At 48.5% G+C, this 16,013-nt stretch carries 15 protein-coding genes; 13 read left to right on the top strand and 2 right to left on the bottom strand.

Going from position 1 to position 16,013, the window contains the following annotated elements:
* Positions 1-223: 223 nt before the first annotated feature.
* From B2Q61_RS08545 to B2Q61_RS08535, 3 genes are all read left to right on the top strand, one after another.
* Positions 224-1,894, top strand: a complete 1,671-nt coding sequence (locus B2Q61_RS08545; RefSeq protein WP_290618717.1) for a S8 family serine peptidase — start codon at positions 224-226, stop codon at positions 1,892-1,894.
* 159 nt (positions 1,895-2,053) lie between these two features.
* On the top strand, positions 2,054-3,544 hold the full coding sequence (locus B2Q61_RS08540) for a bifunctional metallophosphatase/5'-nucleotidase (protein ID WP_290618719.1): 1,491 nt from the start codon (positions 2,054-2,056) through the stop codon (positions 3,542-3,544).
* Positions 3,541-5,148 (top strand): GGDEF domain-containing protein, encoded by a 1,608-nt coding sequence (locus tag B2Q61_RS08535; RefSeq protein ID WP_290618721.1) that lies wholly within the window; start codon positions 3,541-3,543, stop codon positions 5,146-5,148. Before B2Q61_RS08540 ends, B2Q61_RS08535 begins: the two co-directional genes overlap by 4 nt.
* A gap of 9 nt (positions 5,149-5,157) precedes the next feature.
* Here B2Q61_RS08535 and B2Q61_RS08530 read toward each other — a convergent pair whose 3' ends face one another.
* Together B2Q61_RS08530 and B2Q61_RS08525 are read right to left on the bottom strand one after the other, a co-directional pair.
* Positions 5,158-7,071: a TIGR00341 family protein gene (locus B2Q61_RS08530; RefSeq protein ID WP_290618723.1), complete on the bottom strand. Its 1,914-nt coding sequence runs from the start codon at positions 7,069-7,071 to the stop codon at positions 5,158-5,160.
* Positions 7,064-9,454 (bottom strand): Lon protease family protein, encoded by a 2,391-nt coding sequence (locus tag B2Q61_RS08525; protein ID WP_290618725.1) that lies wholly within the window; start codon positions 9,452-9,454, stop codon positions 7,064-7,066. The genes B2Q61_RS08530 and B2Q61_RS08525 overlap by 8 nt, the downstream gene beginning before the upstream one ends.
* A 170-nt stretch (positions 9,455-9,624) precedes the next feature.
* Between B2Q61_RS08525 and B2Q61_RS08520 the strand changes: the two genes are divergently transcribed.
* The 10 genes from B2Q61_RS08520 (at position 9,625) to B2Q61_RS08475 (ending at position 16,002) form a co-directional block, all read left to right on the top strand.
* The gene (locus tag B2Q61_RS08520; protein ID WP_290618727.1) at positions 9,625-9,900 is read left to right on the top strand and encodes a hypothetical protein; all 276 of its coding nucleotides are present in this window, start codon (positions 9,625-9,627) and stop codon (positions 9,898-9,900) included.
* A 77-nt stretch (positions 9,901-9,977) separates the two neighbouring features.
* Positions 9,978-10,400, top strand: a complete 423-nt coding sequence (locus B2Q61_RS08515; protein ID WP_290618729.1) for a hypothetical protein — start codon at positions 9,978-9,980, stop codon at positions 10,398-10,400.
* A 3-nt stretch (positions 10,401-10,403) separates the two neighbouring features.
* Complete coding sequence (locus B2Q61_RS08510) at positions 10,404-11,258, top strand: DUF692 domain-containing protein (protein ID WP_290618731.1); 855 nt, start codon at positions 10,404-10,406, stop codon at positions 11,256-11,258.
* The gene (locus B2Q61_RS08505; protein WP_290618733.1) at positions 11,255-12,058 is read left to right on the top strand and encodes a DNA-binding domain-containing protein; all 804 of its coding nucleotides are present in this window, start codon (positions 11,255-11,257) and stop codon (positions 12,056-12,058) included. The genes B2Q61_RS08510 and B2Q61_RS08505 overlap by 4 nt, the downstream gene beginning before the upstream one ends.
* A 105-nt stretch (positions 12,059-12,163) precedes the next feature.
* Positions 12,164-12,802, top strand: a complete 639-nt coding sequence (locus B2Q61_RS08500) for a DoxX family protein (protein WP_290618735.1) — start codon at positions 12,164-12,166, stop codon at positions 12,800-12,802.
* Positions 12,803-12,856: 54 nt separating this feature from the next.
* On the top strand, positions 12,857-13,459 hold the full coding sequence (locus B2Q61_RS08495) for a sigma-70 family RNA polymerase sigma factor (RefSeq protein ID WP_290618737.1): 603 nt from the start codon (positions 12,857-12,859) through the stop codon (positions 13,457-13,459).
* A 4-nt stretch (positions 13,460-13,463) separates the two neighbouring features.
* Entirely contained in the window at positions 13,464-14,171 is a 708-nt protein-coding gene (locus B2Q61_RS08490) for a DUF3379 family protein (RefSeq protein WP_290618739.1), read from the top strand.
* Between the two features lie 26 nt (positions 14,172-14,197).
* Positions 14,198-14,599, top strand: a complete 402-nt coding sequence (locus tag B2Q61_RS08485; protein ID WP_290618741.1) for a hypothetical protein — start codon at positions 14,198-14,200, stop codon at positions 14,597-14,599.
* Positions 14,600-14,833: 234 nt separating this feature from the next.
* On the top strand, positions 14,834-15,103 hold the full coding sequence (locus tag B2Q61_RS08480; RefSeq protein WP_290618743.1) for a hypothetical protein: 270 nt from the start codon (positions 14,834-14,836) through the stop codon (positions 15,101-15,103).
* A gap of 170 nt (positions 15,104-15,273) precedes the next feature.
* On the top strand, positions 15,274-16,002 hold the full coding sequence (locus tag B2Q61_RS08475) for a hypothetical protein (protein ID WP_290618745.1): 729 nt from the start codon (positions 15,274-15,276) through the stop codon (positions 16,000-16,002).
* Positions 16,003-16,013: the final 11 nt, after the last annotated feature.

Here is a 16,013-nt window from a genome sequence, read left to right as displayed (position 1 = left end):
GCTTATTACATTTAGTTACATTTATGCCGTTAACTACTTTCACCAAAATTACAATTAACAGCCGTTTTCGGGAAGCTGACATTTACTGTTTGCTTTGCCTGTTTTTCTATGGCAAAACTAATTTGTGTTGAAATAGAAATAGCAACGAGCTAAAGCGCCAAAAGAGCGCGACAGTCTACAAAAATCAGCTGCAATAACTGATAAATCCATAGGAAGTATTTGAATGAAACTAAATAGATTATCCACTGTAGCTACCGCTACCTTACTCGCCATGGGCCTAACTGCCACTGCCGTAGCCTCCGACAGAGTTATAATCCAGGTTGATAACAGCAAAAAAGGCGTCGTTAAAGCGCTGGCTAAACAGCTTGGCGGCGAAGTGAAAGTTGATGCTGATGGTTTTATCGCAGCGCAATTTAGCGGCAAAACATTAAGTGAAATTAAAGGTTTATTAAATAATCCACATATAAAGTTGGTTGAAGCTGATGTTAAGCGTTATTCGATGGCGCTGTTCAATGATGACGCTGGCAATCCGGCAACCCAGCAGTTAACTCCGTACGCGGTGTATCAGTCACAAGCCAATCAGGTTAGCCTGAACTTAGGCAATGCGAAACGGGTTTGTGTTATCGACTCAGGCCTTGCCCGCGATACCGGAGAAACCGGTGGTGGCAATAACGATTTCGACTGGTCAAACATTACCGGTACCAGTGATTCGGTCTCTGGCGACTGGTTCCGCGACGGTGGCCCGCACGGTACCCACGTTGCCGGCACAATTGCTGCTGCCGATAACGGTATCGGTGTAGTCGGCATGGCACCAGGCAACCCGATGCACATTATTAAAGTATTTAACGCTGCTGGCTGGGCTTACTCGTCAGACTTAGCACATGCTGCCAACTTATGTGCTCAGAATGGCGCTAAGATTATCAGTATGAGTTTAGGAGGGGGCGGAGCCAACAGTACTGAAGAAAACGCTTTTAACACCTTCACGGCTAATGGCGGTCTGGTTCTTGCTGCGGCAGGCAATGACGGTAACACCACCCGCTCGTACCCTGCAGGCTATTCATCAGTAATGATGATTGGTGCCAACGACGGCAATAATGCGATTGCCAGTTTTTCACAATTTCCTAGCTGCAGCAGTGGCCGCGGTAAAAATGTGACTAACGACGAAACCATTTGTGTTGAAGTTACGGCAGGCGGTGTTGATACCTTGTCAACCTACCCAGCAGGCGGTACGTCACTCGTTACAGCAACTGCTGACGGAATTGGTTTTAGTTCAGCGCCTTCCGATAACACGGGTAATCTGAACGGTGCAACGTACCACATGGGTACAGCTGAAGTGACTGATGCAGCTGCAAACGGTAAAATTTGTACTATTGACCGTGGTAATGTCTCTTTCGCTGACAAAATTAATAATTGTGCTAACTCTGGTGGTATCGGCGCGATTGTAATTAATAACGTTGCTGGCGAAGGTCCGGTTTATATGGACGTTACGGGTTCAGCTAATATCCCCTCATACGGTGCAGCTTTAGAGGCTCGTAGCGATATTATTGGCGCTGCGAACATTACTATTTCATCTTCAGCCAGCGATTACGGCTTCATGAGCGGTACTTCGATGGCTACGCCTGCTGTTTCAGGTATAGCGGCGCTGGTCTGGTCAAACTTCCCCAGCTGCAGCGGTACTGAAATTCGAAATGCCTTAAAAGCAACAGCGCAGGATGCGGGTGCGGCGGGTAAAGATGACTACTTTGGCTATGGTATTGTTAAAGCGAAAGCGGCATATGACTACCTGACGGCCAACGGTTGTGCCGGTGGCGATACCGGTGGTGGTGATGGCGGCGACGGTGGTACTGATCCGGAACCTACGCCATGTAAAGGCGGCCCGAAAAAATGTGGTTAAGGTATTAATGTAAACACCAAGCCGGCTCATTGCCGGCTTTTATTATTTGCAACACATTATTACGTACGCACACTTTCGCTATGACTTTATTTTGCTGATCGCCTGCAGATCCATTAGACTAATTGCCAATGCTGAGTTTCAGGTGAAAATTAACCACTTATGACAGTTTTCTTCAGGTTAACGCTGCTCGCATTGTTGTTTAGCAATCCACTGTTATTCAGTCGCGCAGAGTCTGAGTTCACGATAATATACGCTGCCGAAATGGCAGAAGCCAATCATCCTGAAGCCAACTTTTCGCACTTGGCTACCTTATTAAAACAATCCCGTAGCAACAGTAGCCCCACTTTTTTTCTGTTTGGCGGCGGCAGTATTGGCCCCAGCCCACTCGGTTTTTTTGACCGCGGCGCTCACATAATAGACATTCTCAACAGTTTAGAACCAGATGCGATGGCGGTATCGCACCGCGATTTTGCTTATTTGTCAGAGGAACTGTCACAGCGGGCCTATGAGGCCGCCTTTCCACTGGTGTTAAGCAACCTGTATGATCCAATGACAGAGGATAATCTTGATGGTCTGGTGGACAGTATTCTGGTGCAGCAGGCCGACATTAAACTGGGTGTGATTGCGCTGGTTGCGCCGTACGTTGTTCAGCAGTATGCCCTGAACAGATTACACGTAACACCGGCCGAGCAGGCCATTAGCCGGCAAGCAGCCAGGCTAAAAGCTCAGGGCGCTCACCTGGTGGTATTAATGCATACTATCGAACTGGATTTTTTACCCGAGTTACTGACAAACGGCACCCTTGATCTGGCATTTCGCAATAATTATGATGGCCAGCAATTGTTGCGAGACCATCCACGTCTTGTTCTGCAACAACAACTTAATCAGGCCGTAGTAGTTACAGCTGAAGTAGACCTTGATTATCAGCTGGACAAGCTAACAACAACATATATTGATCTGGCAACATTGCCAGCAGACCCGGATATTGCCAGAAAAATTGTCGATCATACTCAGCGTTTGCAACTGTTATTGCAAGAACCGCTGGGGCGCACTGCAGTGAGTTTTACCACCCTGCGCCAGGAAGTACGCAACACGGAAAATGCGTTTGCTAATTTTGTTGCCGATACCCTGAAAAATTATACCGGCGCCCAATTGGCCTTTTTCAACAGTGGCACTATCCGTGGCGTGCAAGATTACCCGGCGGGAAGCATGCTTACCCGGGGCGATATTCTGGCCGAGCTACCCTTTCGCAATACGCCGGTACTGCTGCAGCTTAGTGGCCTGGATTTGCTCAGTATTTTTGAACATGGGCTTAGTGGCTTAGATAACCAACGCGGTTTCTTTTTGCAAGTCTCCGGTTTTACTCTGCTTTTTGACAGTACCGCGCCGATAGGTAGTCGGGTTATAAAGCTGCTGGTCAATGGTGATCCTGTTATCAACAGCAAAATGTATAACGTCGCCACACTAGAGTATCTGGCCGAGGGTGGCGACGGTTTTGAGATCCTCGAGAAACGCAGCAAGCTGAACTACTTTAACCCCAGCGATCGCAACATTGCAGATATTGTTGCCGCAGCGATTAAAAAACAGCAGACCATTAAGCTGATAAAAGATGGTCGGCTGCAAGACATCAGCAAACAGGGACAGCCATGAGTTCAGTCTCTAAACGTTACTACTCCAGCGCCAGATTGTTATTTGGATCTTTACTGCTGATCCTGCTGTTGTTTATTTTACTAAGTTTATTGTTTTATCATCGCCTGCACCAGGCGCAGCAAATTGTCAGCGATGTGGCAGAGCGAGCTGTTCCGGCAGTGCTGGAAGCCAGTCAGGTACATGATAAAGTTAAGGAACTTAATCTGCAGTCAGAGCTATTGCGCAATGCTGTCAGTCAGGCAGCCCGCGCCAGAGCTTCACAGCAAATACGTCAGATTATTGTCCAGATTAGCAGCCTTGACCATCAGCAATACGTGCAACATCAATATCAGCAACAACGGCTGCAACTGATTGCCGATGAGGCTCGCAGCCTGGACATGCTGATTGCCGAACGCCTGGTGTTACAACAGCAAAGCCGCAGGTGGCTGGACACACTGAGCCAGCTGCAACAGCAAAGCCTGCAATTAAACGCCAGCCAACCCTGGCTGCTGCATTATTCAGGGTTATTGCGCGATATTACGGCCCTTTATAGCATTGACCGCCTCTATAACCTGCGTCAGAGTCGCACTGAACTGAATAAGGCTCTGGCAAGCAACAAAGAAATACTCAAGCAGTTGCGCAGCACCGAACAACCTGCAGCAGACGTCCTCTACCAGCAACTACTGGATGCTTTATTCGCTGAGCGAGGGATCCTGGCGTTGCTGGACGCAGAATTAACCAACATCGCCAGAGCCACCGGCAAAGCAAACTTCTTACGCAGTCTGGTTACGGATTATGCCAGCGAAACCGAGCTCAATGCTTATCAATCCGCCGCGTCACTGATGAAGTTGAGTCAGCAGTCTTCGGATTCTCTCGCCCGACAAAACCAACTAAGTGCAGCTCTGGCACTCACCGCAATATTGTTGCTGCTGCTGATTATGTTTCATACCCAAAAACGCGTAATTAAGCGTTTGAAATTGCTTAATATGAAAGTACTGGCTGGCAGTGATTTTGTTGAAGACGACCTTTTATTCAGCAGCAATGATGAAATTGCCGAAATTGCCCGCTCTTTTACCCAGTACCGAGATACGGTGCGGGCTCAGCAAACTGCACTGGAACGCCAGTCATTAACCGATGGTCTGACCGGTATCGCCAATCGCCGGCACTTTGACACCCACTTGCAAAGTACCGTGGCGATGGCCAAAAGGATTAAGCAGCCGTTGGCGATTATCCTGTTGGATGTTGATCATTTCAAGGCTTACAACGACAGCTACGGCCATCTTGCCGGTGACGACACCTTAAAGGCGATAGCAAATACCATGGCAACGACGTTACAGCGTCAGGTCGATCTGGTTGCCCGTTATGGTGGCGAAGAATTTGCCTGTATCCTGCCTAATACCAGCCCGGAGCAAGCACTTATTATGGCGGAACAATTGCGCCTGGAAGTATTAGCCTTAATGCTCCCCCACCAGGCCAGCCCAACCGCCGGCTTTGTGACCATTAGCCTGGGTATTGCCTGCCTGAAAACCGGCCAGGATATTAGTGACAAAGTATTGCTGAATCAGGCTGACAAAGCGCTGTATCAGGCAAAAAGTCAGGGCAGAAACTGTACCGTAATGTTATAAACATCACGTTTAGCGGATCACCTTAACGCCTATTTCCAGCTCAACGCTCTGCTGCAGTTTCTGCTCAATACGCTGTTTTACCCTGTCCATCGTTGCATCGTCAACGGCGCTGCCAGATACCAGGGTCAGGCTGATCCGAAGCGGTGTGCCAGGCCGCACACTGACATCCCGCAGTTTAACTTCGTCCAGTTCTATGCCATCCAGCTGCTGCACTATCTGGTGCTCTGCTACCATATGACCAAAACCAATCGCCAGTGGAATACATAAAATAGCGGCCAGGATCAGGGTTAGCGCTAAACCTCGCTTAGCGCGGTGAAACGGGCTGTATCCCAGAAACATAAAGGTAACTACCGCCGCCAGAATAATCCCTACCAGATTAGTCAGAAACAGTAAGAACGCGCCCCAGAATACGGTGAAATCCAGCCACCCCAAGCCAATACCGGCAACAGCTAATGGTGGCACCAGAGCAACCGCTATCGCAACGCCTGCTAAGCTTTTTGCCACCTCTGCCCTGGCATGAGCATAAGCACCGGCGATACCGGAAATTACCGCTACACCTAAATCCAGCAAGGTTGGGCTGATCCTCGCAGCAATTTCGCTGTTAATCGTTGTCAACGGAATAAACCAGGTCGCTACCATCGCGCAGCCCATGGCTAAACCGGTACCTACGGCAATACTACGGCTGCTGACCAGCATTAAACTTTCGTCCTGGCGCAGCGTACCCAGGGCCATTGATATAATAGGCCCCATTAACGGAGCTAAGATCATGGCGCCGATGATGACCGGCGTCGAGTTGGCAAATAAGCCAAATACTGCCAGTAAGGTAGCGAGCACCATCAGGGTCAGATAAGACGGCGAGGCCTTTGCGCTCTCGCGCATGGCCATAAATAACTCTTTAAACTCATCAGTTGCCGCATGATGGATCCAGGGCAGCGGATACGTCACCAATTCGGTCTTGGCTTTACCAGCAGGCAACGCTTTGGTTCTAACCGCTTCTTTGCTTTCGACTTCTGCGTCCTCAAGTGCCAGATAACGCCCCGGTGCCAGCAGCAACACCTGAGGTTCAACTCGCAGCTGCAATACACTGTTTTTTTCAATCAATCCGTCATGGGTGTAACTTATCAGTTTCGGGCTGCTGATACTCAGGCTGCGGCTTTTGATATGGCCGACAAATGACGGGCTGTGATTATTCCAGTAGTCGCGCAGAAACAGCGAGGCAAATAAAAACCGCAGCATTTCAAATACACTGCGTGGCGCCAATACCAGCGCATGCAGCATACCGTCATTAACGCTGGAGTCCGCCACCAACCGCCTGGACAATACAGAGCTGCGACCATGCTCAACCACCACTATACCCAGTGCGGCGGTATCAACTATTTTTTCTTTATGAGTGGTAATTTTAAAGGCATTAAAAGTAACCTGACCAATCCCTTTTACCAGCCGGACAAACCGTTTCAGCCGCTTCGCCAGCGGCTCGGAGAGCGCCTCGCCCGGAGTTAATGTTAATGCATCTCCGATCACCACCGAGTTAAACACCGGCACGTCATTGCAAAGCAGTAAGTCCGCCTCGGTAGCTTTATTATTTAGCGCGTCGGTCAGCGCGTCTTCCATTTTGCCGGCAATGCCAAACCCATAGCGGGCATGTTTCATTTCCGGGTGAGGTAATAGCGCCAGCGTTAAAGGCTGACGCTGAATTTGCAGCACTAACTCGCGCAGTAGCTCATCGCTCAGGTAACATAGCAAACGGCTGCCGGCGATAAACCCGGCAGGCTGTTCAGGGTTAAAAACCTGAATTTTCAGTGAAGCAAAATCCTGCCCCATCCGGGCCCGTAATAGCGGCAACAATTGCTGCTGCACCCGCTGTTCATCCAAATCGGCATACAGCACGACAATCGGTTCATTTAGCACGATATTGCTATTCATCCAGAGCGCCATTAACCAGCTCGGCAATCTCAGCCAAGCGCTGCATTGCCCGGCCATTAACCGACTTTTTCGGATACTGACCGCGTCGATTCAGCTCGCCGGCCTCTTCGCCGGTTAACAACGCAAGTGCTTCGTCCACGGTTTTTACCACATAAATATGAAACTTTTGCTCTGCCACTGCGGCAATCACTTCATCGCGCAAGACCAGATTAAGCTGATTACTGGCTGGTATAATAACCCCTTGCTCGCCGGTCAGTCCGCGCGACTGACACAACCGGAAAAAGCCTTCAATTTTTTCGTTAACCCCACCAATAGCCTGCACCTGGCCATGCTGGTTAATGGAGCCTGTTACCGCCAGGCTTTGCTCAATAGGTATATCGGTAATGGCAGAAATAAGGGCACACACTTCGGCCAGCGATGCGCTGTCGCCATCAATATGGCCATAAGACTGTTCCATCGCAATATTGGCGCACAATGTCAGAGGGAAATTACGGGCATATTTGGCTCCAAGATATCCGGTCAGCAACAACACGCCTTTTGAGTGAATCGCTTTGCCCAGCTCCACTTCCCGTTCAATATCAATCACCCCACTGGAGCCGGCAAATACCGTCGCACTAACCCTGGCAGGGGTACCAAAGGCGGTATCACCAATCTCCAGCACCGTCAGACCATTAATTTTGCCGACCGCCATGCCCTCGGTATCAATTAATATCTGGCCTTCCTGGATATCTTCAAGAAACCCCTCACTTATCCGGCCAGTACGGTGCTGCTTGCCCTGCAACGCTTGCTGTACGTGATTTTCATTCAGGATGTCGCTATCGGCTTGTGCCGCGTAATAACAGGATTCGCGCACCAGCTCCAGTACATCGGCAAAGCGGGCAGACAATTTACGCTGGTGCTCTGCCTGTCGAAAACTGAATTGCAATAGCTGCCGCAGACCACACTGGGTGAGCTTGTTAATATTAAGCTGCTGCATTTGCAGCTGAATTTGCCGCGACATGTAGCTAAGCGTTTGTTCGTTATACGGTAAGTAGTGCTCGAAATCAGCCAGAACTCTGAACAGCTCGTTAAATTCTTCGTCGACTTCCTGCACCAGATAGTACAGATCACGCGAACCTAACAGCACCACTTTGACATTAAGCGGAATGGCCCGTGGGGTAATAATGGTTGAGTTGGTTACCGCATGTTCGCTTAAGGTATCAATCACCACTTCGCCACTTTTCAGGGCCAGCTTAAGCGCATCCCATACCGATGCCTGAGAGAGCAAACGGTCGGCATCCAGAATTAAATAACCGCCGTTCGCTTTATGCAGCGCACCAGGACGGATCATCCGGTAATTGGTGTAAAGTGCACCGCTGGACGAGTTATATTCCACCCGGCCAAACAAATTGCCATAACTGGGGTTAGGCTCAAAAATAATCGGTGCGCCGGACATCGTTTCATGATGCACCAATACATTAGGTACAAACTCTTCGACAAAAATTTCCCGGCTGTCGATTTCTTCCTGTTTTTCCGCATCTGATTCATCAGGCAGCAGTTCCAGTACCGCTTTTACCAGATGCGGCCGCATTTCTTTTAAGTACTTCAGAACACCCAGCTCGGTGCTGTAATCATGTTCCATATGTTTAAGCATCGGCTTAATAGCCTGTTCGATGGTGTCTTTGCGTAAGGTTCTCAGGTTTTCTGACAGCTCGCGTTTCCAGCGGGGTAATTCCAGCAACGCATCATTTAGCACCGTTTCCAGCTCAGAGACCACCGAGTAAAAGTACTGTCGTTGCTCATCAGTCATTGTGCTGAATTCACTATCTTCCAGCGGTTTGCCATCAATAATAGGCGAGAAGCTGACTGCACCATTGTCTTCGAACAGCACCACTTTTTTTTCCAATGCTGTTTTTTCTACCCGCTCAATTGCCTGGTCGTAGCGATCGTCGAACTGTCGGGCTATAGATTTTTTCTTGCGTTGATACCCCGGATTATCAAAAGCCGCCGGGAATGTATCCAGCAACTCATCAATTAATGCCTCCAGTTTTTTTACCAGAATACGGCCATCACCGGGCAGCAGTCGCAAGGTATTAGGTACCCGTTCATCATCGAAGTTATTAAGGTAGCACCACTCACTGGCCGTTGCCTTTTCAGCTGCAGCATGCTGCAAAATGTCCTGCACCAGGGTAAAACGACCCAGTGCCGGTTCACCCATTACATACAAATTATAACCCGGCATATCCATACCAATGGCAAATGCCAGTGCTGATTTCGCCCGGTCCTGACCAATAAAGCCAGGTATAAGCTCAGCAGTTGCCAGTGCTTGTTCAATTTGGTCATCTTGTAAAATCGGGCCTAGCTGGGCAGGGTCGAGCGCTAAAGGCAAACGGCTATGGGTCATGTCATCCCTTATTAAGAACAAAATTTAATGCAAACGCAATTGCCGACATACTACCAAAAAACCTGCTGTGCTGTGCTGGCTATTTTATTTTTTCAGTTACCCGGTTAAAGAATCCGGCCATCAGGCCGATATAAGCTTAGCAACAGAAATTAACCTTCGCCGGGGGCATTATGAACGAGCAAAATTGTCTGCAAAAAATCCGCAATCTTGGTGTTCGTTTGCAGGAACTGGAATTAGTGCAATTAGAGCCGGGCAAATCTTACACCGCTACGGCGCTGAACTTTTTATTCGCCGACCATGGTGCAACGCGCCCTGCCGGGATCCCACTGGATCATACGTTGCGTGCGCTGGGAGAGATTATCGTCGCCAACAGAAAAGTTCATTTCAGCCGGCTTGACCCGGACAGCATCATTGACTTTTTCTGTCGTTTTTACCGGGTTCATTGAAATATTCAAATTTTTGAAATACCTTTGTTATTGGTCGGGTCTTATAACTGACTATGACAACCAAAAGGTAAAATCTGATGAAATCACTTAATAAAACCCAACTATCTCTTGCACTTGGCGCCATGGCGTTAGGCTCTGTTGCCGCCGGTGCTGCCCATGCCGATACCAATCCTTTTGCTGCTGCTGAGCTGAGTATGGCGTATCAGCTTGCCGCAACCGAAGGTAAATGTGGCGAAGGTAAATGTGGTGCGGATAAAGCCAAAGACAAAGCTAAAGACAAAGCTGCCGAAAAAAGTAAAGAAATGAAATGCGGCGAAGGTAAATGTGGCGCTGATAAAGCCAAAGCAAAAGCCGAAGATAAAGCTGCCGAAAAAAGTAAAGAAATGAAGTGTGGCGAAGGCAAATGTGGTGCTGATAAAGCCAAAGCAAAAGCCGAAGATAAAGCTGCCGAAAAAAGTAAAGAAATGAAGTGTGGCGAAGGCAAGTGCGGTGCGGCTTAAGCTGTGACTGTAACAACAACATTAACCGGAGCAGGCCTTGGCCTGCGCCGGGAAATGCTAAGTGAAGTGCTCTCTGCCGACAACCCGGTGGCTGATTTTTTTGAAGTTGCTCCCGAAAACTGGTTGCCTTACGGTGGCAGACTGGCCAGTCAGTTTAAAGCGCTGACTGAGCGCCATGCTTTTGCTTGCCATGGTTTATCATTGTCAATTGGCAGCCCCGACCCCCTCGATATTGCTTTTATTAAACAATTAAAGGTTTTTTTTCGGCAACACAATATAAAGCTGTACAGCGAACACTTAAGTTATTGCTCTGCTGGCGGACATTTATACGACTTAATGCCTATACCCTTTACCGAAGAAGCAGCCAAATATGTTGCCGCCCGGGTACGCACGGTGCAGGATATTCTGGAGCAACCACTGATCCTGGAAAATGTGTCTTACTATGCCGCCCCTGGCCAGCAAATGAGCGAGCTGGACTTTATCCATGAAGTTCTAACGCAGGCCGATTGTCAGTTATTACTTGATGTAAATAACATTTATGTAAATTCGGTGAACCATGGCTATGATGCCAACACGTTTTTGCGGGCGCTTCCCTCGGAGCGTATCGCCTATTATCATGTAGCAGGCCATTATCAGGAAGCCCCGGATTTACTGGTCGACACCCACGGTGCCGATATTCCGGACCCAGTGTGGCAATTACTGCAACAGGCTTACCTGCAGCACGGCGTAAAACCGACCTTATACGAGCGCGATTTTAATATTCCGGCGCTGAGCAGCCTGCAGCACGAGCTGGACATGATCAGAGCCCTACAACACCAAGTGCCCAGCGCAAATATGCAACAGAACCTCGCAATATGAGTACTAAACCCAGCCACTCTGACAACGACAATAGCAACAGCGACGATTTCAAACAGGTGCAGCTGCAGTTTGCGGCTTACATTCGTGATCCTGGCAGCACACCGCCCCCGGCCGGGCTGGAAGCACGCCGGTTAAAGATATACCGCGAATTGTTTTTTAATAATGTTAAAGGCTTTTTAGACACTGCTTTTCCGGTGTTAAAAACCCTGTATAGCGACAGCAACTGGACGGCACTGGCCCGACAGTTTTTTCGTCAATATGCCTGTCACAGCCCTTACTTTTTGCATATTGCCGAGCAGTTCGTGGCCTTTTTGCAAGACTACCCGCCTACTGACACCGACCCGGCTTTTTTAACTGAGCTGGCACATTACGAATGGGCCGAGTTGTATATCGCGACCCTGGTCCCCAGCCAGCCCCAGCCTTTACTTGAAGCCGGGCAATTAACTGGCGCACAGCTCGAAAGTATCCGGTTACGGCTGTCTGAACTGGCCATGCTCTGCGCGTATCAGTGGCCGGTACAACAAATATGCGTTGATTTTCAGCCAACTGTGCCGGGGCAGCCGGTATTTTTTCTGCTGTACCGTAACGCAGATCATCAGGTGAAATTTGTGCAACTTAATCAGGCAACGCTATTACTGCTAAATCATTTAGCTGAGCAACCCGGCCTGACATTCCCCGCGCTGATCACCGCCATCAGTGCCCAATTGCCCGGCTTAACTGAGCAGCAATTACAGCAGGGCGCCCTGCCCTTGTTGCAGGATCTGGCTGGCAAAGGCGCAATCTGCGGTTTTCAGGATTAACTTTTTAAAATAAACCACATGCTGACGCAAAATATTGAAATAACATTCGTCAGGCCACGGTCTGGTTCAGTATCAGCATTTGAGACAGGTTAATGGGCAAGGTTTATGTTTAAACAAAGTTATTCGTTGTATCTGCAAACCACCCGCCATCTGGCGCAGGTAAGTGGTTTGGCTCTCTTGCTGTTCCGACTTATTCTGGCCCCGGTACTGATCCAGGCCGGCTGGAATAAGTTCAGCAGTTTTGACAGTACAGTTTCTTGGTTTGGCAACAGTGACTGGGGCCTTGGCTTGCCTTTTCCTGCCTTGCTGGTTGCGCTGGCCATTGCGGCTGAATTAGTAGGCGGTGTTTTGCTGCTACTGGGGTTATTAACCAGGCTGATTGCTCTACCCCTGATGGTAACAATGCTGGTCGCGATTTTTACCGTTCACCTGCCCTATGGCTGGCCTGCCATAGCCGATACCAGCAGCTGGCTGACCGATGGTACCGTTATGCTTAACGAGCGGGTGATGGCAAGCGGCGAAAAAATAGCAGCTGCCCGTAATTTACTGCAGCAGCATGGTAATTACGACTGGCTAACCTCAAGTGGCAAACTGGTTATTCTGAACAACGGCATCGAGTTTGCGGCAATTTATTTTGCCATGTTGTTAAGCCTGTTTTTTAGTGGTGGTGGCCGTTACGTCAGCGCCGACTACTGGCTAAATCATTACTGCCAGCAGCGTTATTCCATAGCTGCCAGGCACTGAAGCTTTCGGCCACCATCGCTTATAGATTAAATGATTGCTTTACAGGCTCAGCTTATGTCAATTACGCTTACGACCCATGCAACCAAGCAAAAGTCCCGATTAATGTCTACATCACGAAAGACGCTGTTTACTTTGCCGGTCTCTTTATTTAAGCGCAAGGCCCAAAGCAACAGCCAGCGCTATGAGCAGCTGGTGCGGCTATACCATGCTGACTTATATCGCTATGCCTTCTGGCTGTGCCGGGATCAGCATATTGCTGAAGACATTGTACAGGATGCATTTTTACGGGCCTGGAAAGCGCTGGATACCTTACTGGACGATAACGCGGCCAAGAGCTGGCTTATTACAATTTTACGGCGGGAAAACGCCCGGCGTTTTGAGCGAAAACAGCTGGATTACAGTGATGTTGAACAAGATACCTTAGCCGACGACTTAAATCCGGCATTAGAACAGCAATACGATAACGCCTTGCTGCAACAACAGTTAATGTTGTTACCACCAGAATATGGCGAGCCTTTGCTATTGCAGGCCCTGGCAGGTTTTAGCAGCGACGAAATTGGCCAGTTACTAAGTTTAAACGTCAATACCGTGAATACCCGCTTATTTCGGGCCCGGCACTTACTGAAACAGCGTTTGACCGCGCAAGAAAAGGGGTAATGCGATGGCTGATTTATCAATACGACAGGCACTGATTGCTGATCCGCTGGCCCGCTCCGGTGAGCTCGCTGCTGCCGTTGCCGCCGATCCTCAGTTGCAACAACTGCAACGCCAGTTACTACTGGACCAGGCTCGTATCAAGCAAGCACTTAGCCTTGAGGTACCCGATACGTTACCGATAAAGCTGTTGCGTCAGCAAATGCAGTTGAGTCAGCGTACTCAGACCAAACGTTTCAGCGGCGCCATTGCCCTGGCGGCGTCTATTGCCTTTGTTGCCGGCCTTACCCTGAACTGGTTTAACTATGGTTTTCCTGATATGACCTTAGGCCAGCATGCCCTGGCGCATGTTTATCACGAAGCCCCCTATATGGACCAAATGCTGGCACCGCAACCGCTGACTCAGGTTAACGCAAAACTGGCCAGCTTTGGCGCTGAACTTAGCGACTGGCCGCAATCTATTGTTTATGCCAATTTTTGTGATTTTCGCGGTACCCGTTCTTTACATTTGGTGCTGCAAACCGAACAAGGTTTGGCGACGGTATTTGTGGTGCCGGCGGATAATCAGCTGAAATTTGAGCATCATTTCTCTGATGGCACATACCGTGGTCGCAGTTTGGCCCTAAAAACCGCCGATTTAGTGGTGATAAGTGAAAATGAGCAGGATTTACAGCAATTACCGGCTAAACTTCAGCAACAACTTAAGTTTATTTAACCGCAATATCCGGGCAAGGAAGCAATATGACCGACAAGAATCAGGCAGAGTGGCTGTTAGTTCAGCAAAGCTATGACAAGCAAGAGCAGCAGGCATTATGGCTTAAAGTCGTCACCATTCTGGTATGGCTGTGGCTATTAAAAAGTGGCGCCGCAATTGAACTGCAACTCGGTGTTATCGGCTTGTTCTGGCTGCATGAGGCCATTCTTAAAACCTGGCAGCAACGCGCTGCCAACCGTTTGCTGCAACTGGAGCAAGCAATACTACAGGCACAGGATATTGGTTGTCAGTGGCACAGCCAGTGGCAATATCAACGCCAAAACCCGCTACAGCTAATCCTCGGCTATGCCAAGCAAGCCGCCAAACCCACCGTCGCCGTTACCTATCTGGCGCTCATAACGGCCAGCCTGTTACGGCTTTGGTTGTAGCTACGCCTTTCCTCACTCGCCCGGGCAATGCTCCCTGATGCCTTACGGCAGGTGTTCAGACACTCCCCGGCTCCTTCAAAAGAGGTTCAGTCCTCTGTGCCCCGTGTACCCATAAGTTATTGAAATTTTTGCATTAGCGGTGTAGTGTTCTGTACATTAAATGCACAAAGGCAGCTTAGTCCGTATTTAAGTGCGGGTCGACCCGCCCAATAAGCGTTAAATTTCGGAGAGAACATGGGTTTAGCCCAAGAAATTACCGTTGAGTCAGCCTCCGAGGCCCAGTTAGAAGCATTTATTGTAGATTTTTGCACTGATTTTAAGAGCCATAAGAAAAATGATACTTGGGTCATAACTGAGCATAATTCACATAAAATGAGTTTTGCGATGAAGATTGATGGCTCAAGCATACTCTGCCACCGCTCAGGAGATTACCTTGAAGTGTTTGGAATGTTTATTGAGCTTCTTAGTGGCTCATTTCCTTCAATCAAAGTGAGTGATGCGTGAAAAAGTGAAAAAGGGGTCGGAGCTAATAATTACAATACCTTTGCAAGGCACTGAATTGCATAGGGTTAACCTGGCGCGATTTTAATTAGCCCCGACCCCTTTTTCTCCGACCCCTTTTTCTTCAAGGCTAGGCATGGCGACGTTACACATATCAGTACATGGAAATTTTTATGCAGGATAAATTACATAAGTTTCATAGGTATGCATTAAGTAGACTAGTATGGACTCTATCCATATTAATTGGGTTATTGCTAGCTTATTTATGGTCACTAGCACCCGACAATTTTCTTAAAGGAATACTTGCACCGTTAACTTCTGCAGCGGTAATTGGTGGAATATTCTTATTCTCTGAAAAGCTTGTAAGGCAATCATTATGGCGAATTGCCTATCCAGAACTCGATTTTCAAGGTACTTGGCAAGGACATACTGAATATTGTTGTCAGTACTTAGACAGCCAAAATGGCACTGAGTCAAAATTCTCCCCTTTCAAAAAACTTCATGACATAAGTTTCAAGCAAGATTGTCTATCAATTAGGATAGATTATGCTGAAACAGATGCATTTCATGGCTGGAATTCAACGGTCGCTACTATCTCCTATGACAAGGGGATACCCGGCCTTAGATACGCATATGAGGTACAGTATAAACAGGGCATTGATAAGGACGAGAAACTACCTAAATCGTCAAAAGGGTTCGAGGAAATTCTAGTTGTTGGGTCTGAAGAAGGGAAAAGACCCTCAAAGGTAACAGGTACTTTTTCTCACTCTTGTGATGGTCCTAGACCAATGTACAGTGGGACCGTATCGTTCAGCAGAAATCTTGATGAAACTAAAAAAAATGTATTGAGTTGTTTTTTGTATATACTTGTTAAATTCTGGCTCAAGCCCCCTGCAGAGTGATATAAAAGAGA

This window comes from Arsukibacterium sp. UBA5043 (assembly GCA_002415085.1).
GTDB lineage: Bacteria > Pseudomonadota > Gammaproteobacteria > Enterobacterales > Alteromonadaceae > Alishewanella.
Note: the sequence above shows the minus strand (reverse complement) of the source record. Positions and strands in the feature narration are given on the sequence as shown.